This window comes from Streptomyces sp. NPDC048419 (genome assembly GCF_043200415.1).
Lineage (GTDB): Bacteria > Actinomycetota > Actinomycetes > Streptomycetales > Streptomycetaceae > Streptomyces.
Window position 1 is genome coordinate 49092 of sequence record NZ_JBICXT010000024.1, and the last position, 19165, is coordinate 68256.

The 19165-nt window shown below is 72.2% G+C and carries 19 protein-coding genes; 4 read left to right on the plus strand and 15 right to left on the minus strand.

Features of this window, described 5'->3' with window-relative positions:
* Positions 1–28: 28 nt before the first annotated feature.
* The 4 genes from ACGFYN_RS36545 to ACGFYN_RS36560 all read right to left on the minus strand — a co-directional run bounded on the left by ACGFYN_RS36545 (position 29) and on the right by ACGFYN_RS36560 (position 4552).
* Positions 29–1105 (minus strand): PDR/VanB family oxidoreductase, encoded by a 1077-nt coding sequence (locus tag ACGFYN_RS36545; RefSeq protein ID WP_393870330.1) that lies wholly within the window; start codon positions 1103–1105, stop codon positions 29–31.
* Complete coding sequence (locus ACGFYN_RS36550; protein ID WP_393870258.1) at positions 1105–1977, minus strand: metal-dependent hydrolase; 873 nt, start codon at positions 1975–1977, stop codon at positions 1105–1107. The genes ACGFYN_RS36545 and ACGFYN_RS36550 overlap by 1 nt, the downstream gene beginning before the upstream one ends.
* A gap of 69 nt (positions 1978–2046) precedes the next feature.
* A complete protein-coding gene (locus tag ACGFYN_RS36555; RefSeq protein WP_393870259.1) occupies positions 2047–3993 on the minus strand; it encodes a hypothetical protein in 1947 nt (648 codons plus the stop codon).
* A gap of 49 nt (positions 3994–4042) precedes the next feature.
* On the minus strand, positions 4043–4552 hold the full coding sequence (locus tag ACGFYN_RS36560; protein WP_393870260.1) for a tetratricopeptide repeat protein: 510 nt from the start codon (positions 4550–4552) through the stop codon (positions 4043–4045).
* A 115-nt stretch (positions 4553–4667) separates the two neighbouring features.
* Between ACGFYN_RS36560 and ACGFYN_RS36565 the strand changes: the two genes are divergently transcribed.
* A complete protein-coding gene (locus tag ACGFYN_RS36565) occupies positions 4668–5084 on the plus strand; it encodes a hypothetical protein (RefSeq protein WP_393870261.1) in 417 nt (138 codons plus the stop codon).
* 93 nt (positions 5085–5177) lie between these two features.
* Here the strand turns inward: ACGFYN_RS36565 and ACGFYN_RS36570 are convergent, their stop codons facing one another.
* From ACGFYN_RS36570 to ACGFYN_RS36605, 8 genes are all read right to left on the minus strand, one after another.
* Entirely contained in the window at positions 5178–6734 is a 1557-nt protein-coding gene (locus ACGFYN_RS36570) for a DUF1996 domain-containing protein (protein ID WP_393870262.1), read from the minus strand.
* 189 nt (positions 6735–6923) lie between these two features.
* The gene (locus ACGFYN_RS36575; RefSeq protein ID WP_393870263.1) at positions 6924–7577 is read right to left on the minus strand and encodes a LuxR C-terminal-related transcriptional regulator; all 654 of its coding nucleotides are present in this window, start codon (positions 7575–7577) and stop codon (positions 6924–6926) included.
* Positions 7568–8848 (minus strand): sensor histidine kinase, encoded by a 1281-nt coding sequence (locus ACGFYN_RS36580; RefSeq protein WP_393870264.1) that lies wholly within the window; start codon positions 8846–8848, stop codon positions 7568–7570. Before ACGFYN_RS36580 ends, ACGFYN_RS36575 begins: the two co-directional genes overlap by 10 nt.
* A gap of 51 nt (positions 8849–8899) precedes the next feature.
* Positions 8900–9919, minus strand: a complete 1020-nt coding sequence (locus ACGFYN_RS36585) for an NAD-dependent epimerase/dehydratase family protein (protein ID WP_393870265.1) — start codon at positions 9917–9919, stop codon at positions 8900–8902.
* Between the two features lie 80 nt (positions 9920–9999).
* Entirely contained in the window at positions 10000–10602 is a 603-nt protein-coding gene (locus ACGFYN_RS36590) for a winged helix-turn-helix domain-containing protein (RefSeq protein ID WP_393870266.1), read from the minus strand.
* Positions 10603–10898: 296 nt separating this feature from the next.
* Positions 10899–11852 carry a DUF6891 domain-containing protein gene (locus ACGFYN_RS36595; RefSeq protein WP_393870267.1) on the minus strand — a complete coding sequence of 318 codons (954 nt, stop codon included), beginning with the start codon at positions 11850–11852 and terminating at the stop codon, positions 10899–10901.
* Positions 11853–11935: 83 nt separating this feature from the next.
* Complete coding sequence (glnII, locus tag ACGFYN_RS36600) at positions 11936–12967, minus strand: glutamine synthetase (RefSeq protein WP_393870268.1); 1032 nt, start codon at positions 12965–12967, stop codon at positions 11936–11938.
* 185 nt (positions 12968–13152) lie between these two features.
* Positions 13153–13602 (minus strand): MarR family winged helix-turn-helix transcriptional regulator, encoded by a 450-nt coding sequence (locus ACGFYN_RS36605; RefSeq protein WP_393870269.1) that lies wholly within the window; start codon positions 13600–13602, stop codon positions 13153–13155.
* 70 nt (positions 13603–13672) lie between these two features.
* Between ACGFYN_RS36605 and ACGFYN_RS36610 the strand changes: the two genes are divergently transcribed.
* Positions 13673–14581: an alpha/beta fold hydrolase gene (locus ACGFYN_RS36610; RefSeq protein ID WP_393870270.1), complete on the plus strand. Its 909-nt coding sequence runs from the start codon at positions 13673–13675 to the stop codon at positions 14579–14581.
* Between the two features lie 3 nt (positions 14582–14584).
* On the opposite strand, the gene ACGFYN_RS36615 is transcribed toward ACGFYN_RS36610, so the two are convergent.
* Complete coding sequence (locus ACGFYN_RS36615; protein WP_393870271.1) at positions 14585–15298, minus strand: hypothetical protein; 714 nt, start codon at positions 15296–15298, stop codon at positions 14585–14587.
* Between the two features lie 137 nt (positions 15299–15435).
* On the minus strand, positions 15436–15795 hold the full coding sequence (locus ACGFYN_RS36620; protein ID WP_393870272.1) for an arsenate reductase family protein: 360 nt from the start codon (positions 15793–15795) through the stop codon (positions 15436–15438).
* A gap of 151 nt (positions 15796–15946) precedes the next feature.
* On the opposite strand from ACGFYN_RS36620, the gene ACGFYN_RS36625 reads away from it, so the two are divergent.
* Positions 15947–16255, plus strand: a complete 309-nt coding sequence (locus tag ACGFYN_RS36625; protein ID WP_393870273.1) for a hypothetical protein — start codon at positions 15947–15949, stop codon at positions 16253–16255.
* 177 nt (positions 16256–16432) lie between these two features.
* Here ACGFYN_RS36625 and ACGFYN_RS36630 read toward each other — a convergent pair whose 3' ends face one another.
* Positions 16433–17617, minus strand: coding sequence for a winged helix DNA-binding domain-containing protein (locus ACGFYN_RS36630; RefSeq protein WP_393870274.1), 1185 nt, complete (start codon positions 17615–17617; stop codon positions 16433–16435).
* A 205-nt stretch (positions 17618–17822) separates the two neighbouring features.
* On the opposite strand from ACGFYN_RS36630, the gene ACGFYN_RS36635 reads away from it, so the two are divergent.
* Positions 17823–19163 carry a DUF2252 domain-containing protein gene (locus tag ACGFYN_RS36635; RefSeq protein WP_393870275.1) on the plus strand — a complete coding sequence of 447 codons (1341 nt, stop codon included), beginning with the start codon at positions 17823–17825 and terminating at the stop codon, positions 19161–19163.
* Positions 19164–19165: the final 2 nt, after the last annotated feature.

The following is a 19165-nucleotide window of genomic DNA, read 5'->3' on the forward strand; positions in this document are numbered from 1 at the left end:
TGGACGGACCGGACCGACCGCCGGCCGCTCACAGGTCCAGCACCAGCCGCTCACCACGTGCCCTCGAGACACAGATCAGCATCGAGTCGGCGCGCTCGGCGTCCGTCAGCAGCTCGTCCCGGTGCTCCACCTCTCCCTCCAGCACCCGCCGTTGGCACGTCCCGCAGAAGCCCTGCTCGCAGGAGTAGGCGGTGCCCGGCAGCTCGGCGCGCACGGCGGCCAGCACCGTCGAGTCGGCGGCGACCGTCAACGTCCGCCCGCTGCGCCGCAGTTCGACCTCGAAGGCGGCGTTGCCGTCGCCGGAGGCGCGGGGGCTGAAGCGTTCGAGACGGACCGACGGGACGCGCTCCTGAACGGCCGCGAGAAGCCCTTCGGGCCCGCAGCAGTACACGGCGGTGCCCTCGGGAAGATCCGCCAACAGGCCGTCCAGATCGGGCAGTCCGTCCTCGTCCTCGGCGACGACGGTCACCCTCCCCCGGGCTCGGCTTCGCTCGCCCGGGGGGACCTCCATGCCGCCCAGCTTCCGAAGCTCCTCCAGGAACGGCATCGAGGCCCGCGTCCGCCCGCCGTACAGCAGCCGCCACGGCGTGCCGTCCCCGAGCGCCCGCAGCATCGGCAGCACGGGCGTGATCCCGATACCGCCGGCGACGAAGACGTACGAGGACGCCTCGACGAGCGGGAAGCGGTTCCGCGGCCCGCGCACCTCCAGCTCCATGCCCGCGCGCACCTGCTCGTGCACCTCGCGCGAGCCGCCGCGCCCGTCCTCGATCAGCCGCGTGGCGACGGTGTACGAGGAGGTGTCCTCCGGGTCGCCGCACAGCGAGTACTGCCGCACGAGCCCGGACGGCAGCACGAGGTCGAGATGCGCGCCGGGCTCCCAGCGCGGCAAGTCGCTTCCCTCCAGCCGCAGTTGTACGACGCCGTCGGCGACGGTCTCGTACGAGGTGACCGTCAGCCTCAGCGCCCGCGAGCGGGGCCGCCCGGAGATCGGTTCCTCCAGCGCGGGCATCGGCCACAGCGGCGAGCTTCGGATACGGCGCCGCATCGCCCGTCTGACCAGCACCGCGGCGCCCGCGACGGCCACGACCGTGCGCAGCTTCGGCATCATGCCGCTCCCTTCTCGGCCGCCGTCGCGGCGGGGGAGGAGGCCAGATACGCGACGGCCTGCTCGGTGGAGCCCTCCTGGGAGGGGTGGTAGGAGTGGCTGAGATACCGCGGTATGGACCTGAGCATGTCCCCGGTGGCCGGCAGGGTGCCCCGCCTGCCGCGTACGTAGAAGTCCTTGAAGCTCGCCTTTCCGTCGGTCAGCGTGGGGTCGTTCGCCATGAAGAAGCGCGCCCCGCGCTGCCACAGGAACACCAGCGCCGTGAACGCGGTGGCCCAGGTGCGCACCCGCCGCCGGTAGCTGCCGTCGAGGTGCTCGAACAGGTCGAAGGCCACGGACCGGTGCTCGACCTCCTCCGCGCCGTGCCAGCGCAGCAGGTCCAGCATGGTGGGGTCGGCTCCCCGCCGGTCCAGCTCCTCGGCGTTCAGCACCCAGTCGCCGAGGAACGCGGTGTAGTGCTCGATCGCCGCGATCAGCGCGACCCGCTCCAGCAGCCACCACTTGCGCGCCCTGCCGGGCGGCAGCGTCCGGTCACCGAGCAGCTTCTCGAAGAGCCAGTCGACCTGCGCGGTGTACGGCGTCGGATCGAGACCCTGCTCCTTGAGATGCGGCAGCACCTCGTCGTGGGCCTGCGAGTGCATCGCCTCCTGCCCGATGAACCCGATGACGTCCTCGCGCAGGCGGTCGTCCCGGATCAGCGGCAGCACCTGCTTGTAGACGTGCACGAACCACCGCTCGCCGGCGGGCAGCAGCAGATGCAGCACGTTGATGGTGTGCGCGGTGAACGGATCCCCCGGCACCCAGTGCAGCGGTGTCTCCTCCCACGAGAAGGACACCTTCCGTGCCTTGAGGTGGACCTGCGTATTAGACATGGCGTCAATGTACTGACGGGTAAGTCCGAGGGGAACCCTTCGGCGGGTACTTGCTGACGCGGGCGTCAGCTAGCCCAGCCCGGTGACCGGCTGCCCGTCGTCCGTGACGCCCTTGAGCTGGGCGCGGACCCCCTGCTCGGCCCGCGCGGCCAGCAGACTGCCGCGCGCGCTCGCCCGCACCCCGCCCGTCGTGCTGATCGACGCGGTCCCCCTGCTCCCGGCCGCGAGCAGATACCAGTGGCCCGACTCCGCCTTCCACAGCACCCCTGCGAGCACCTGCGGGTCCTTCGCGCCGCACGCCGGGACGTTCTCCGCCTTCGCCGCGATCGCGCCGTACGTGCTGCCCGGCGTGTGGAACTGCGCCAGCACCCGGGTACCGCCGCCGCGCCAGGTCTCCGCCCGCGTGCACACCCAGTCCGCAGATCCTCCCCCACCCTGCGGGCGGGGGGACCCCCACGCGTCGGGCAGCGGCTGCTCGGCGTAGGACCAGGCGTTGACGCTGCGCACCCCGGCCGAGCGCAGCGCGCCCAGCGAGCAGGCGTACGGCGCCCAGGTGCGCAGCGCCTGCGCGCCGGAGACCTCGTGGGTGGCGCCGGGGCGTCCGGTGGTGAGACGGGCGGGGACGAGCTCGCCGAGGTCGGTCGACAGGCGCGTGCCGGTGGCGTCCGTCACCTGCATCACGTTCCACGAGGTGCAGCCGCCGTTCTGCGCCGCGGCGCTCGCCAGCGGCGCCGTGACACCGCCGGTGATGGGCAGGTCCATCACGCCGGCGCCCGGCTTGAGCAGGTCGCGCTCGGCGGCCTTGGTCACCCAGGGAGCCGTCAGATAGCGGACGTTGCCGTCGGCCCGGTCCAGGACCAGGGCGCTGGCGTCCGCACGGCCGGCGCCGTCGGCGCGCGCGAAGTCGAGGGCCGCGCCCTTGGTGCCGTCCTGCGGCTCGGCGTACCGCACGATGCGCAGCCCGTCGTAGAGGATCACCACGCGGGCGCTGTCGACGTTCCCGGCGTAGAGCAGTTGGGGCGGGCCGGAGGGGCCGCCGGACGGGGTGCCCGGGGTCGCGGAGACCTGGACGCTCTCACCGCGGCGGGCCCACACGGCGAGGGCGCGGCGCAGCAGGGCCTTGTCGCCGGTGAGGTCGCCGCGGGCCGGCCAGACGGAGAAGTCCGTGCGCGTCGCGGCCTCCCAGGCGGTGGGAGCGACCCTGGTCAGCTTCGCGGGATCGAGGGCGGCCTCGGCGGCCGGGTTCTTCGCGTACGCGGGGGCGGCGGCGCCGTCGGGGGCCCAGCCGTCACCGGGCAGGCCGAGCAGCGCCCCGCACACGGCGAGCGCCGCGGCGGCGGCGAGCGCGGCCTTGGCGTGCTGCCTGCGCCGCATCAGGTCGGTGGGCCGGGCCTGCAGCGAGCAGGGGTCGAACTCGGGGGAGTCCAGCAGCGCGTACTGCTCCGGTACGCCGTCGGCCTCCGCCAGCGCGGCGGCCGGGTCCGCGCAGCCGGCCGCGGTCAGCACCGCGCGCACATCGGCGTCGGCGAGCCGCTCCAGGCCGCGCAGCACGTAGGCCGCGCGGGCCGGCCCGGACAGCGTCGACAGGGCCTGGTCCAGGGCGAGTTCATCCGCGCCGCCCGAGCGCGGGAACAGCCGCAGGCCCCACACCTGGGGGAGCAGCGGCGGCAGCTGGGAGCGCTTGGGCCAGGCCGCGCGCTTCAGCGGCAGGCCCGTCTCCAGCGCCGTGCGCAGCACCTGCCGGCGCACGAAGGCGTACCCGGGATCGCCGTCGCGGCCGGTCGACTGCGCCGGGATCGCGGGGGCGGCCGTCCGGCCGCGGGGCAGGGCGCGCTGGGTGAGGGAGTGTGCGGTCACCACGCGCCGGTTGCGGCCGAGGGCGGGCGGCAGTACCAGGTAGGCGAGCCGGACCAGCCGCGGGTAGTGCTCGACGAGCGCGGCCTCCGCCTGCTCGACGTCGACGACCGGGTCGGCGGAGGAAGGTGCGGGGCGCGGGGCGACATCCTGTGACTGCACGTTCAGCAGAACGAGCGAATCGTGCGATGGTCACCGCCGCCCGGGTGAGTCAGCCCCCGGGCTGGACCAGGGCCCGCGCGTAGTTCGCCATGGACCGCTGGTAGCGCGGCAGATGAGGGGCCAGGGCGCCGAGTACGAGGGAGAGTCCCTCGCGGTCCCGGCCGAGGCTGGACAGGCACAGCGCCAGACAGCCCCGTACCGCGTCGTCCAGTTCGTCGGAAGGGGCGTCCAGTTCGGGGGTCAGCAGCTTGACGCCCTCCTCGGCCTGCCCGATGTTGCGCAGCGAACTCGACAACTGGATCTTCGCGCGCCGCCCCTTGTAACCGCTGGCCTCGCTCAGCCCGCGCGCCAGCGCCTCCCGGTACAGCGGCACCGCTTTGTCCGAATGGCCCGTCGAGTCCCAGGCGCAGGCCCGCTCGAAGGGGCCGAGCGGGCTGCCGTCCGGCAGTTCGGCGGCGAGTGTGTCGATCACGGCCCGGAAATCGGCGGCGTCCTCTTCGGCGTAGTCGTCGAAGGTGGCCCAGGCGGCGGTCACGCGATCTTCCCAGTCTTGGTTCACGGGCCATACGTTCGCACATCCGTACCCTCACTCCCACCGGATTTGAGCGCACCGCGCCCCGCAGCCGTATCGAAGGGGACGGGCCTCAGGGCCAGCAACGCGACCGGAGGAACAGATGAGGTTGACCCGACCGATGCTCGCCGTGGCCGGCGCCGCGGCCGTCCTGGCGCTGGCGGGCTGTGGATCCGGAGACAGCGACGCGGCGGCCAAGGTGCCGACGACCGCCACCGGCAGCCTGGAGAGCCTGGCGGCCAAGGCGAAGTGCAAGCCGGACATGCAGATCGACTCCGACGAGGTCCGCCAGGCCATCTGCAAGACGTCCGACGGCAAGTACGTCTTCGCCACCTTCGCCACCGACCGCGGCCAGCGCGAGTGGATCAACGACGCGAAGGACTACGGCGGTTTCTACCTCGTCGGCCGCAAGTGGGTCGCCGTCGGCGACGACAAGGTGGTCAAGGCGCTGCAGGGCACGCTCGGCGGCGAGGAGGAGATCGGCACCAACCACAGCGCGCACGCCGGTCACAGCGGCTGAGCCGCGCAGCCTCCTCCCTCGGCGGGACGGACGAGGAAGCGGGCGGTGGGAGATTCCCACCGCCCGCTTCCTCAGGGGCTCGTCACCGGCGGCTCACTGGCAGCGCTGCCCGTTGTTGATGCAGTTGGCGATCTTGTTCGCCAGGTTGTTCTTGAAGACCGCGATGAAGTCGTCGTGGTCGGTGGACGGCTTGTGGAGCTGTTCCGGGAATCCGTCGACCGCGTAGGCGTTCTTCACCTGGCCGTTCTGCAGGGTCGGCGGGGTGATCTTGTACACCAGGCGCATCGTCAGCTGCGGGATGGCCTTGAAGCCGTTGCCGCAGGCACCGCTCGCCGGGTCCGCGAAGGCCACGTGCGTACGGTGGTTGGCGCTGTCGATGTTCTGGCCGTCCCAGCAGCTCTGGAAGGCGAACGTGCGCACCACGTTGCTGCCCTGCGGGCAGATCGGGTACTGCTCGGTCAGCTGGACCTTGTTCTCGAAGCCGGTGCAGCTCCAGTGCGCGTTGGCGTTGGCCAGACCGTTGGTGGTGGTCTTGGCGTCACCGGTGATGATGCGCAGGAACTGCGGCATCGCCGTGACCTTGCTGGTCGGGTTGCCGACGTACTTGATCTGCGCCTGGACCGGCGTCAGGATCTTGCCGACGTTGCCTTCCTTGCCGCCGCCGTCCGCGTTCTGGTCGAAGTCCTGCGTGCCGTCCTGCACCCGGACCACCGGCCAGTAGTACGCCGACAGGTCGCCCTGGTTCTGGCAGCTCGTCTGGTCCGCGATCAGCGTGTCGTTGGTCGCGAACGCGTTGACCTTCTGGTTGCCGACGTAGTCGTGAAGGTGGTGCGCGCCGTTGGTCACGCCGGGCGCCACGATGACGTTGTCGGTGTTGTGGTTCTTGTTCGCGTTCACGCCGCACCGGGTGGTGAAGGTGCCGGACGAGGCCTGGCCGGACTTGTTCGGCTTGGCCTGGACGTTCGCGGCGACCTTCGTGATGTCCACGAAGTCGGCCGCGACGGGGCCGTTGCCGGCCTGGCCGCCGACGTTCTGGCCGGCCCCGGCACTGGCACTGGCGCTCGGGTCGGCCGAGGCCTGACCGCCGCCCTGCTGCTGACCACCGTTGTCCTGGCCGCCCTGCTGCTGACCGCCCTGCTGCTGACCGCCGTTGTTCTGGCCACCGGCGTTGGTCTGGTTGGCGGACTGCGTCGTACAGGCGGCGAGAGCGCCCAGCCCGGAGGTGTCGACCTGACCGCCGACACGCTGGATGTCGAGGCGGATCCGGTCGAGGGTCGCGGACCGCTTCTCCTTAAGAGGACCGACGATCGCGTTCTGCACGAAGTTGGCGTCCTGCGTCTGCGCCTGGCGGGTGGAGGCGAGACGGGCGTAGGCCTCGGTGATCTGCTTGTCGAGGTTCGCGAGCTCCGTCGCCACACCCTGACGGGCCCGCTGGGGCACGTTCGTCAGCTTCTGGCCGACGTCGGGGCAGGAGATGGTCGCCACCTGACCGGCGGCGGCCTTCGTCTGGTTCTGTCCCGAGTTCGACTCGTGCGCCGAGGCGTAGAAGTTCGCCCAGATCAGCCCGCCCCCACCGAGCGCTAGGGCCGCCGATGCGGCTATGGCCTTGGTGGCCAGCGGCGTACGGCGTTTTCGTGTGTTGCGTCCCATGGAACTCCTCTGACTTCCTTGCGGGCTTGGCGGGGCATCAAGGCGCCCGACAGGAGTGAAGCGGCTCCCATGGATACGGACGGGGTCCCAGCGGTGTTCAGCAGCCCCACGAACAAATCAGAGGATTGATCGGCCGACCGGCCTCAACCGCCCCTTGAACAGCGGAAGTTACAGAGAATCAACAGCCGCTCACCGGCCCTGGTCCAGATAGGCGAGGACGGCCAGAACGCGACGATTGTCGTCGTCCGACACCTCCAGGTCCAGTTTGGTGAAGATGTTGGAGGTGTGCTTGGCGATCGCCCGTTCTGTCACCACCAGCTGCCCGGCGATCGCCGCGTTGGAGCGGCCCTGCGCCATCAGCTCCAGCACCTCCCGCTCACGGGGTGTCAGCCGGGCCAGCGGCCGGTCGTCGGCGGCCCGCCGCGACAGCAACTGCTGGATCACCTGCGGGTCCATCGCCGTACCGCCGCCCGCGACCCGCCGTACGGCGTCCACGAACTGCTCCGCGTCGAAGACCCGGTCCTTCAGCAGATAGCCCACCCCGCCGCTGCCGTCGGCGAGCAGTTCGCGGGCGTAGAGCTGCTCCACGTGCTGGGAGAGCACCAGCACCGGCAGCCCGGGTCTGTCCCGGCGGGCCTGCAGCGCGCACTGCAGCCCCTCGTCGGTGTGCGTCGGCGGCAGGCGTACGTCGACCACGGCGACGTCCGGCTCCAGCTCGGCGAGGGCGCGGCTGAGCTCGGGGCCGGACTCGACGGCGGCGGCGATCTCGAAGTCGTGGGCCTCGAGCAGCCGGACCAGTCCGTCACGCAGCAGGAAGAGGTCTTCGGCCAGGACTACGCGCAAGGGATCTCCATGGTCACCATGGTGGGACCGCCCGCGGGGCTGCTGACGGCCAGGACGCCGTCGAATGTACCGAGGCGCCGCTCGACCCCGGCGAGGCCGGTCCCCGCGCCGATCGCCGCGCCGCCCCTGCCGTTGTCGGTGACCGAGATCCGCAGCATGCCGCCGCCCGCCTCGCCCTGTGTCGCGTGATGCAGGTCGATCCAGATCCGGTCCGCGCCGGAGTGCTTGATCGCGTTGGTGAGCACCTCGCTGACCGCGAAGTAGGCGGCGGACTCCACCGGCGCCTCCGCGCGGCCGCCGAGTTCGACGTTCACCTCGGTGGCGACGGGCAGCCGCAGCGCCAGCGCCCGCACCGCGTCGCCGAGTCCGCGCTCGGCCAGCACCGGCGGATGGATGCCGCGGACCAGGTCGCGCAGCTCGCTGAGGGCGTCCACCGAGGACCGGCGGGTCTGCGCGAGGAGCGCCTTGGCCTTCGCCGGGTCCTTGTCCATCAGCGCCTCGATGGTGCCCAGGTCCATGCCCATCGCCACCAGCCGGGCCTGCGCCCCGTCGTGCAGGTCCCGCTCGATACGGCGCAGTTCGGCGGCGGAGGTGTCGACGGCATCCTTGCGGGTCTCGGTGAGCACCCGCACCCGCTCGGCCAACTCGCCCTGGCTCGCGCCCAGTACGGCCCGGGTGAGCCGGAAGTGGGTGGCCAGCAGGCGTGGCGCCAGCGGGCTGGGGGCGAGGAGCACGACGGCCAGGGCGCCCGCGAGGAGGGCGGAGTCCTGGTCGGTGACGTGCACGAAGCCGTACCAGTACCCACCGCTCGCGGCGAACACCCGCCACAGCCCGGCCGCGACGGCGAGCCCCTCCAGCGGATAGAAGACGAGCGCCGCCGCCAGCAGCGCGGTGACGAACCCCGCCGTCATGTCGACCTGGAGCCAGCGCAGATCGCGCCAGACCGCCGGGTCGCGGAGCATCGCGTACGTCCGCGCCCAGGGGTTGGCGCCCTTCGGGACCGGTTGGTACACCGAGGGGATCCGCACCCCGCCCCACTCCGCCGCGAGAACCCGCCGCCAGTCCGCGAAGCCCCGCACGCCCGCGAGCAGCCACGGTGTGGTGTAGGCCCCGATGCCGATCGGGATCAGCGCCATGGACACGAGGGTCAGCGTGAAGAGGACGACCGCTCCGGGGAGGGTCACCAGGGCCAGCACGAACCCCCGTCCCGCCGCCAGGGCGACGGCCCGCATCCTCCCGGCCAGGGAGTCGCTTTTCGTGTTGGTGGTCATGACGTCAGTCTCGCCGAGCGGGGCCCGCGGGTCACGGGGCCCGGCCCCCGGTCAGAGGGTGTCGCCAGGTACACCCCCGGCGGCCGCGAGCGTCCTGGCCTCCAGTTCCGGGTCGAGACCGACGGGCGGCCGGTCCGGGCGCCGCGGCGCGGTTCCACCGATGTCCCGCAGCCACTTCCACGTGTCGGCGACGGTCTCCTCGACGGGCCGGCAGGCCAGACCCGTCGCCAGCGCCCGCGAGACGTCCGCGGAGTGCAGGGAGTCGTGCATGTCGCTGCCCGGCGGCACCCACACCGGAAGCTGAGTCCACGGCTCGATCCCCGCCTCCAGGATCACTTCCGGCTCCGTCCAGCGAAGCCGGGCCGCCGCACCGGTGACGTGCACACACGCCTCCAGCAAGGACCCCGTCGTGGCGTGCCCCTGCGGACTGATCATGTTGTACGGGCCGCTCAGCTCCCGCTCCGCCGCCCCGAGGATCCACTCGGCCATGTCGCGCACGTCGACGTACTGCAGTGGCAGGTCCCGCGGTCCCGGCGCCAGCACCGGCCCGCCGCGCGCGACGCGGGTGAGCCACCACGGCAGCCGGCCGATGTTCTCGTACGGGCCGAGGATCAGCCCCGAGCGTACAAGCACGGAGCGGTCCGCGCCGAAGCCCTCGACGGCGGCGATCTCGGCGCCCCGCTTGTCGCGCGCGTAGTCGGTCTGTCCGGCGTCCGGCTCGGCGCCCTCGACCAGCGGCGCGTCCTCGGCGTACCCGGCGGGCGCGGGCCAGGCGTACACCGAGCAGCTCGACACGTACACATACCGTCCGGCGCGGCCCCGCAGCAGCCGCGCCGTCTCGTACACGGCCCGGGGCGCCGCCGACCAGGTGTCGACGACGGCGTCCCACGTGCCGTCGGAGAGGGCGCCGAGCCCGCCGGGTGCGGTCCGGTCACCCTGCAACGCCTTTACGCCGGGCGGGGGTTGGTGCCGGCCCCGGTTGAGGACCGTCACCTCCCAGCCGCGCCCGAGGGCCGCCTCGACGACGGCCCGTCCCGCGAACTCCGTACCACCCAGCACCAGAAGTCTCATGCCGGTGAGCCTGCCCGCTCCGGCCGCGGGACGGAACGCCGCTCTGCCGACGGCAGAGGATCAACGGCACCGGCGGAGGATCAGCCGCCTGTCGGCGGGGTGTACTTGTAGCCCACCCGCCGCACGGTCTGGATCGCCGCGCGGTGCTCGGCGCCCAGCTTGCGGCGCAGCCGGGCGATGTGGACGTCGACGGTGCGGCCGTCGCCCACGTGGCCGTACCCCCACACCGTGGTGACCAGCTGGTCGCGGGTGTGCACCCGGTTCGGGTGCGTCACGAGGTGCGCGAGCAGCTCGAACTCCAGGTAGGTCAGGTCCAGTTGACGCCCGTCCACCGCGGCGGTGCGCTGCACGGGGTCGATGCGGACGAGGGCGTCGTCGCGGGCGGCGGCGTCGGGGCCGGCAGGGCCGGAGGCGGGCGAGGCGGCGGGGGAGGTGCCGGGGAAGGTGGCCTCGGCGAGATGCGGGTGGTCGGCCGGGATCAGGACGAGGTATCCGACCATCGGCGGCTGCCCCGGCAGTGTGGGCAGCGTGTGCTGGGGAGCGGGCAGCCAGGTGGCGCCCGGCGGCAGGAACTCCGAGACGTCGATCACCTCGTCCCGGTCCACGGCGCGCAACCGGTGCCGCGAGGCGCTGGGAGTCGGGGTGTCGAGGGTGGCGGGGGGCAGTGAACGAAGGATCGCCATGAGAGGTCAGCTCTTTCGCGCGAGAGGTTCGTCGGGGAGGACGTACTCGGTGCGCGCTGGCCGAAGGCCGGGTGGAGATACGGCTTTAGAGGGCCCGCGCGTTCGTCACGCGACAACACACCCGGTCGAAGTCGTGGTGCTGGCGGGAAGGCCAGAAGGGCTCCAGGTCATGGCGACCCGTGGCGGTGCACTTCTGGAAGCCGGTCATGACCACATTGAAGCAGACACGGCCCGCCGGCAGGAGCCTCCTCTCACTGCCTGGACACGTCCCCGCCCCGAAAGCGGCGTCGCGTACGTCACCCCACCAGGCGTTTGCGCCATATCAGGGGGCCGACGTCGATCGCCGCGTCCGGACTGCCTGTCCAGTGCGTGGACAGCCCGGCCGCGGTGAGCGCGGCGACGACCTCGCGGCCGACGGCGGTCGTGGTTTCGGCCGAGCCGTCGAAGCCGCCGTAGTGGAGCGCGAGGCCGTGGCCCTGCGCCGCCTGCTCGGTGACCTGCTGGTGGAAGAAGACGAAGCCGCGGGCGCCCGCCCGCTCGGCGCCGATCTCGGCGAGGCCGCAGCCGCGGCAGCAGGTGAAGTTCTCCCGGGCCGTGATGCCGGTCTCCTCCAGGGCCCCGAAGGCGAGCGCGAGGCGCTCCGGGTCGGTGACGCCCTCCCAGGCCCGCTGCTCGGCCACCCGCTCCAGCCACAGCCGGTCGACGAGCCGGCGGGCCTGGGCCCCGGACACCGGCCTCTTGCCGCCGTCGACCAGGTGGTCCTCGGCGATCTCGGCCAGCACCTTGCGGTTGTCGTAGCCGCAGCGCAGCCGTACGCGCACGCGCTCCTCGACCTGCGCGCGCACCCCGTCCGGCAGTTCGGGCACCTCCTCGCGTGGCCCGAGGTCGACCGCCGCCCAGTCCACGCCCGCGTCCCAGCCGGCCTCCTGGCGTGCCCAGCCGGTCAGCAGGTCCGCCACCCGCCGGGGGTCCGCGAGGTTCGTACCGAAGAAGCCGGCCTCGCCGCACCGGTGTTCCAGGCGGTAGTCGCCGCCCTCCTCGTGCCACACCTGGGCGAACACGTCCGGCAGGTCCGGTATCCGCTGGAGGATCAGGAAGAGGTCCCCGGCGCTCCCGATCCGTTGCACCAGCTCGCGCAGGCCGCGCGGCGAAGTCCGGGTGTGCGTCTGCCCGTTCTCCGTCTCGGCCTTGACGTCGAGCACGTCCCCGGCGCCCTCGTCGGCCGCCATGAATCCCCCGTCGATCTCCATGCCCCCCACCATGACACGGCCCACCGACAACGCGAGGGGCGTCCACCGCGAACGGTGGACGCCCCTCGGCAGGAGCGGTGGGATCAGACCTGGCCGGCCTTCTCCAGCGCGGAGCAGCAGGTGTCGACGAGCAGCCGGGTCACCACGTACGGGTCGACGTTGGCGTTCGGGCGGCGGTCCTCGATGTAGCCCTTGCCGTCCTTCTCGACCTGCCACGGGATGCGGACCGAGGCGCCGCGGTCGGAGACGCCGTAGGAGTACTCGTTCCACGGGGCGGTCTCGTGCAGGCCGGTCAGGCGGTCGTCGATGCCGGCGCCGTAGTTCTTGACGTGGTCGAGCGGCTTGGAGCCCTCGCCGAGCGACTCGGCGGCGGTGATGATCGCGTCGTAGCCCTCGCGCATCGCCTTGGTGGAGAAGTTGGTGTGCGCGCCCGCGCCGTTCCAGTCGCCCTTCACCGGCTTCGGGTCAAGCGTCGCGGCGACGCCGAAGTCCTCGGCGGTGCGGTAGAGCAGCCAGCGGGCCACCCACAGGTGGTCGGAGACCTCCAGCGGGGACACCGGACCGACCTGGAACTCCCACTGGCCGGGCATGACTTCGGCGTTGATTCCGGAGATGGCGAGACCGGCCTCGAGGCAGTTGTCGAGGTGGGCCTCGACGATGTCACGGCCGAAGATCTCGTCGGCGCCGACACCGCAGTAGTAGCCGCCCTGCGGGGCCGGGAAGCCGCCCTTGGGGAAGCCCAGCGGGTAGCCGTCCTGGAAGAACGTGTACTCCTGCTCGATGCCGAAGATCGGCTCCTGCGCGGCGAACTTCTCGGCGACCTCGGCCAGCGCGGCACGGGTGTTGGACTCGTGCGGCGTCATGTCGATGTTCAGGACCTCGCACATCACGAGGATGTCGTCGCCGCCGCGGATCGGGTCGGGGCAGGTGAAGACCGGCTTGAGGACACGGTCCGAGGAGTGGCCCTTGGCCTGGTTCGTGGAGGACCCGTCGAAGCCCCAGATCGGCAGCGCGTCGAGCCCGGCCGGCGCACCGGCGATGATCTTCGTCTTGGAGCGGAGCTTCGCCGTCGGCTGGGTGCCGTCGATCCAGATGTACTCGGCCTTGAAGGTCACGGGCCACTTCCTTCGGGGTGTGTCAGACGCACTTGCGGGTGCTGCGGCGCTGCGGCACTGGGGCGCCACTGTTGATGCCCGCGAGACTGTCAACGGGCGATTTCCCGTCCATTGCTCGAATGTGAACCCCGTGTTACCTGGCGTGGATGTGGCGCGATTCACGGTGTGAGGGCACCGCTCGCGGGTCATTCCCCCTCGGCGGCCGCCGTCCGCACCCCTTGCAGGAATCCCCGGATCGCCGCCCGCTCCCGCTCGTCGTACCCCCGCAGCAACTCCACCGCGCTCCCGATCAGCGGCCCGAAGAACGACCAGCCGAGCTCGACCGCCTTCTCGTCCACCTCGATCACGACCCTGCGCCGGTCCGTCCCGCCGCGCACCCGCCGCACATGCCCGGCCCGCTCCAGCCGGTCCACGAGGGCCGTGGTGCCCGCCGAGTTCAGCCCGAGCGCCGCGCCGAGCCGGCCGGCCGTCATCTCCTCGTCCGCGCGAGAGGCGTCCATGAGGGCGATCAGGGCACGTACGTCGGTGGGGTGCATGCCGTTGCGCTGCGCGAACCGGCCGCTGTGCAGGCCGAGTTCGACGGTCACGGCGCGCAGCAGATGGACGATCTCCAGTTCCGGGCCCTGGGGCTGCATGTGCCTTCTCCGTTATCATCTCGTTCGACGAGTATCTCGCTCAGCGAGATACTAAGGGGAGGGCAGACGAATGACCGATGTGTACGACGGTGCATACGACATGGACGGCTTCCTGGCCGCCTATGACAAGGTCATGGCCAAGTGGCCCGCCGAGCGCGAGGCGCTGACCGTGCCCACGCCGTTCGGGACGGCGTACGTCAACGCGTGCGGTCCGCGCGAAGGCCCCGCACTGGTCCTCCTCCCCGGCGGCGGGGGAGCGACCTCCGCGTCCTGGTACGCGCAGGCGGCAGACCTCGCCCGTACCCACCGCGTCCTCGCCGTCGACCTCGTCGGCGCCCCCGGGCGCGGTACCGAGGCCGGCGACCGCCACCCCCGTACGGTCGCCGACCTGGTGGCCTGGCTGGATGCGGTGCTGGACGAACTCGGCGTGGCGCAGGCGGCGTTGGCCGGTCACTCCTACGGTGCCTGGATCGCCCTGCACTACGCGCTGCACGCACCCACGCGCGTGCGGCGCCTCGCCCTGCTGGACCCCACCCAGTGCTTCGCCGGCTACCGGCCGGCGTATCTGCTGCACGCCCTGCCGATGCTGCTGCGGCCGACGCCCGCCCGCGTCCGTGCCTTCCTGCGCTGGGAGACCGGGATGGGGGCCGCGCCCCCTCGAGCGAAGCCGGGAGTGGGGGAGGACCTCGACCCCGACTGGCTCCGTCTGCAGGAGGCGGCCGCCGGCTTCCCCTCCGTGTCGAAGCCGGTGGCCGGTCCCCGTCCGGCACCCGACGCATTGCGCGGGCTGAACATGCCGGTCCTGCTGCTCCTGGCCGGGAGCAGCAGGACCCATGACACGTACCGGGTGGCGGCGCGGGCCGGTGAGCTGCTGCCGCGTGCCGAGACCGTCGTCCTCCCCGATGTCTCCCACCACGCGCTGCCGCAGGCCGCACCGGCCGAACTCGGCCGCCGCCTCACGGAGTTCCTGGGTCGTTGAGCCTCACCCCACCTTCTCGATCAGCGCACGGCGGATCAGGAACTTGCCGGGCTCACGGACCTGTTCGAAGGCCGCGTTGTTCAGAAGCGCACAACTGCCGGAGACCGAAGTCACCTTCACCGTCGTCGACTTGTTGTTGTCCAGGTTGGTGACCTTCAGCGTCGTCCCCGCCGGGAACTGGTTGCTGGAGGCCGCCGGTGCCCCGCCCTCGCCGGAGAGGGTCACGGTGGAGCCGTTGCACACCTGCTGACCGGAGGCCGCGGCACCGCCTGCGTTCCCGCCGGCGTTTCCGTTCGCGTTTCCCGCGGAAGCCCCCTGCGAGGGCTGGGCGGACGCCTGGGCCCCGCCGGCCTGCTGGCCGTTCTGCGCCGGCTGCGTCGACTGGGAGCCCTGAGCCGACTCCCCAACGGTGCAACCGGACGCCTTCTGCTGGACCTTGATCTGCTCGATGACCGCCTCGCGGTTGGCGATCCGGGCCGCGGACTGGGCGTCGGGACTGGCCTTCTGCCCGTCGATGAACTTCTGGTTGTTGCCGAGGGCGGTGGCGAGCCCCAGGCAGACGTTCGAGTCCGCGGCGGACGACAGGGTCTTGGGGCCCGGACTCTGCGCGGCGTTGGAGGTGCTCGCCATGACGAAGGCGCCGCCTCCCGCCACCGCCGCCGCGCTCACCAGCAGCGCGATCTTCTTCTTCGTGCCAAGACTTCGCCTACGCGACATGCGCGCCTCCAGAGAGGTAGGGGAGCGTACGCCGCTATGTACGAGATACCGAACGCAGTTACTCACCGGTCGCAGGAGTCGCCGAAGTAACGTGCGTCACAGTGGAGTTGAGGCGTGTGTGGGGTTCTTGTACGTCTCTATCGAGACAAAGCATCCCGTACGGCGTCGTCGGTGCGGCCGATCACGGCGGTGCCGTCGTCGGCGGTGATGATCGGGCGCTGGATCAGCTTCGGGTGCTCGGCGAGCGCCTTGACCCACCGGTCGCGCGACGCCTCGTCCCGCGCCCAGTCCTTCATGCCGAGCTCCTTGGCGTCGGCCTCCTGGGTGCGGGTGATGTCCCACGGTTCGAGGCCCAGGCGCTCGAGCACGGCCCTGATCTCGTCCTCGCCCGGTACGTCGTCCAGGTAGCGGCGGACGGTGTAGTCGGCGCCCTCGGCGTCGAGCAGGCTGATGGCGCTGCGGCACTTGGAACAGGCCGGGTTGATCCAGATCTCCATGCGCCTACGGTACGCGACCGGCGCCGCCCGAAAGCCCCTGTGGCCAGGGGCTTTTGTCAGTGGCGGGCGCTAGAATAGAAGCAGTGTTCGAGGAAGCCGCCGGGGTTGGAACATCCCTGGTGGGCGATCTGACCGCGACAGGAGGATGCCTGTGCCCGCTGCCGCACTGAAGCCGAAGCCGATGCAGTCCACTGCCCAGCACCCCGTTCTGCTCGACCTGCCCTACGAGCCCGTGGAGAAGCGCCCGTTGCCGCCGGGCCGTCCGCGCGATTGGTACGTCACGCACAACCGTCGCCTCAAGGCGATGCGGCTCGCGATCGCCCTGCTCGACTCGGGCGTCTACATGCCGAACCAGGCCCGCAACGAGACGATACGCAGCACGGCCGAGGTCATCGGCGTACATCCGCCGTCGGACACGACGTGCCATATGGTGCGGGCGCTGATGCGGTATTCGCGTTGACGGGTGCGCCGGGTGCCGTTGGCCTGCCGACGGTGCCCGGCGCTGTCGTTGCCGTCTGTCCGGGGGCTGCCGCCCCCGGGCCCCCGCTTCGGCCTGAACGGCCTCGTCCGCGAACGCCGGACGGGCTGAAATGGGCTGAGCCGAGTTCAGCCCGTCCGGCGTTCGAGTGAGAGTCCCTTACCCCGCCAACTCCCGCTCCATCGGCGTCCGGAACCGAGGTGTCACCCCCGTGGCCCCCACCCACCCCTGCAGCCGCTCCGCCTCGGCGGAGATCAGGGCCGACGCCTCGCGCCCCACCCCGCCGGGGACCAGCGCCCGCCACACGATCTCCCCGCCCTTGCGCTGGGCCCACGCCCCCACCACCCGCCCGTCGAGCCACACCGTCGGCCCCACGTTCCCGCTGCCGTCGAACAGCCTCGGCCGCAACTCCGGGGCCAGATACCAGTCCCGCTCCCGCCACCCCATCGCCGTCGGATCGAGCCCGGGCAGCAGCGCCGCCCACGGTTCGGCAGGCGCGGCGACCGGCTCGACGTCGTCGGCCACGACATACCCCGTGCCCTCGTCCACTGACACCCCCTGCGCGCCGATCGAAGCCAGCGCCCGCCGTACGTCGGTCACCTTCCATCCGGTCCACCACTTCAGGTCGTCCTCCGTGGCCGGCCCGCACACCGCGAGCCATCGGCCGAGGAGCGCCGACTGCGCCTGAGCCACGTCGAGTTCGGGATGCGGCGGTGCCACCGCCCAGCGGAACTGGCTGGAGGTCCAGGACCCGAGCGGCCGCCCCCGGACGACCTTGCCCTCCACGCCCAGCACCCTCAGCAGCCGGGTCGAGACGGTGTGCACGCCCTCGTAGCCCTTGCCGGCCGCGTACACGAACCGCTCGCGCAACCGCGGCTCGTCCGCCGCGAGTTCGGCCGCCGTCGCCTGCCCGCGCCGCGCGAGCGCCGCCAGCGCCGACTCCTCCACCTCCTTCAGCCAGGCCGCGTCCGGCGCCCCGGCCTTCGCCATGTCCGCGAGCAGCTTGGCCCGTTCGCGGGCGGCGACGGTGAGACCGGTCGAGGCGTGCACGACGGCGGTGAGGTCGGTGGGGAAGACGAACACGGTGTGCCGCATGCCGTGCATCCGGACCAGGGAACGGTCCTCGTAGAGCGCCCGCTGGGTCTGCGCCACGGTCAGCGCCGGGTCGGCGAGCCGTGCGCCGAGGGCCAGGTACACCGTCGCCGGGTCCGTGCCGTGCAGCGCGACCAGCGTCCCGGCGACCTCCTCGGGGCTGCCGGCCCGCGCCGCCCCGGCGAGCCGGTGGCGCACCGCCAGCCGGGCCCGCCGCTCCGCCGCCCCGATGTACCGTACGCCGCCGCCCATACCGGCCTCCCCGTCACTCGCGCCTCAGCCCATCTTGCAGGAGGCCACCGACAACCGGCCGCCCACCAGGTCAACTGGCGTCACCCGATCGCCGGTCCCGGCATGCGCCCGCCCCCGCCGCCACCTTCACTGCGAACAGGGGGCGGCGGAACCCGGCGGGAGGCGTGATGCGCAGGCGCGGCATGTGGTGGCGGTGGTGGACGCCTTGACCACGCCCGTCGCACGGGCCGACCGCGGCAAGGCCGCCCGCAGCCGTGTCGCCCGTTCCGCGCACGACGCGTGGGTCCCGTCCGTCGACCGGCCCGACCCCGTCGCCGTACTGGAGCGCCAGGGCCGCGACCGCCTCCCGGAGCTGCTGCCGATCCGGTACGGGCGGATGGCCGCCTCGCCGTTCGCCTTCCTGCGCGGTGCCGCCGCCGTGATGGCCGCCGACCTCGCCTCCCAGCCGCACACCGGGCTCACCGTGCAGCTGTGCGGCGACGCCCATCTGCTCAACTTCGGCCTGTACGCCTCCCCGGAACGCGCCCTGCTCTTCGATCTCAACGACTTCGACGAGACCTTCCCCGGCCCCTTCGAATGGGACGTCAAACGGCTCGCGGCCTCCGTCGCCGTGGCCGCCCGCGCCAACGGGCACGCCGACGCCAAGGCCCGCCGCGCCGCGCTGGAGGCGGGCGCCGCCTACCGGACCGCCATACGGCGCCTCGCGCGGCAGGGCGAACTCGCCGTCTGGTACGAGCGCATCGACGCCGAGAGCCTGCTGCCCCTGGTCCGCTCGGCCCACCGGCGCCGCCACGTCGAGTCCAGCCTGACCCGGGCCCGCCGCCGCACCAGCCTCCAGGCCGTCGGCAAGCTGACCGAGGTGGTCGACGGACGCCGTCGCATCGTCCACGACCCGCCGTTGCTCGAACCCGCCGGCGCCGCCGACACGGCGTCCCTGCGCAAGATCTTCAGCGACTACCGCTCCACCCTCTCCGAGGAGCGCCGCCTGCTCCTGGACCGCTACCGCTTCGTGGACGCCGCCCGCAAGGTCGTCGGCGTCGGCAGTGTGGGCCTCAGGTGCTTCGTCGTCCTGCTCGCCGGACGGGACACCGACGACCCGCTGTTCCTGCAGATCAAGGAGGCGCGCACGTCGGTGCTGGAAGAGCATCTGCCGCACGGGCCGTACGTGCATCCCGGGCGCCGCGTGGTCGCCGGGCAGCGCCTGCTGCAGGCCGCGAGCGACATCTTCCTGGGATGGATGAGCGGGCCCCAGGGACGCGCCTTCTACTGGCGTCAACTGCGCGACATGAAGGGCTCCGCGGACGTCGCCGGAATGAACCCGGCCGACCTCCTCGGATACGCCCGGCTGTGCGGCACCGCTCTGGCACGCGCCCACGCCCGCTCCGGCGACCGCATCGCGATCGCCGCCTACCTGGGCGGTGCCGGCACCTTCGAGCAGGCAGTCGCCGACTTCGCCCTGCGCTACGCGGACCAGACCACCGCGGACCACACCACCCTGGGCGCGGCCGTCGCCGCCGGCGTGGTGGCGGCATCCCCGGACGTGTGACC

Excerpts from the sequence above, each read along its gene's own strand:
- ACGFYN_RS36585 (WP_393870265.1), bottom strand. The coding sequence starts at position 9,919 with ATGAGACTTCTGGTGCTGGGTGGTACGGAGTTCGCGGGACGGGCCGTC.
- ACGFYN_RS36545 (WP_393870330.1), bottom strand. The coding sequence starts at position 1,105 with ATGCCGAAGCTGCGCACGGTCGTGGCCGTCGCGGGCGCCGCGGTGCTG.
- ACGFYN_RS36630 (WP_393870274.1), bottom strand. The coding sequence starts at position 17,617 with ATGGGCGGCGGCGTACGGTACATCGGGGCGGCGGAGCGGCGGGCCCGG.
- ACGFYN_RS36580 (WP_393870264.1), bottom strand. The coding sequence starts at position 8,848 with ATGACCACCAACACGAAAAGCGACTCCCTGGCCGGGAGGATGCGGGCC.
- ACGFYN_RS36565 (WP_393870261.1), top strand. The coding sequence starts at position 4,668 with ATGAGGTTGACCCGACCGATGCTCGCCGTGGCCGGCGCCGCGGCCGTC.
- ACGFYN_RS36620 (WP_393870272.1), bottom strand. The coding sequence starts at position 15,795 with ATGGAGATCTGGATCAACCCGGCCTGTTCCAAGTGCCGCAGCGCCATC.
- ACGFYN_RS36570 (WP_393870262.1), bottom strand. The coding sequence starts at position 6,734 with ATGGGACGCAACACACGAAAACGCCGTACGCCGCTGGCCACCAAGGCC.
- ACGFYN_RS36615 (WP_393870271.1), bottom strand. The coding sequence starts at position 15,298 with ATGTCGCGTAGGCGAAGTCTTGGCACGAAGAAGAAGATCGCGCTGCTG.
- ACGFYN_RS36605 (WP_393870269.1), bottom strand. The coding sequence starts at position 13,602 with ATGCAGCCCCAGGGCCCGGAACTGGAGATCGTCCATCTGCTGCGCGCC.
- ACGFYN_RS36595 (WP_393870267.1), bottom strand. The coding sequence starts at position 11,852 with ATGGAGATCGACGGGGGATTCATGGCGGCCGACGAGGGCGCCGGGGAC.
- ACGFYN_RS36610 (WP_393870270.1), top strand. The coding sequence starts at position 13,673 with ATGACCGATGTGTACGACGGTGCATACGACATGGACGGCTTCCTGGCC.
- ACGFYN_RS36590 (WP_393870266.1), bottom strand. The coding sequence starts at position 10,602 with ATGGCGATCCTTCGTTCACTGCCCCCCGCCACCCTCGACACCCCGACT.
- ACGFYN_RS36550 (WP_393870258.1), bottom strand. The coding sequence starts at position 1,977 with ATGTCTAATACGCAGGTCCACCTCAAGGCACGGAAGGTGTCCTTCTCG.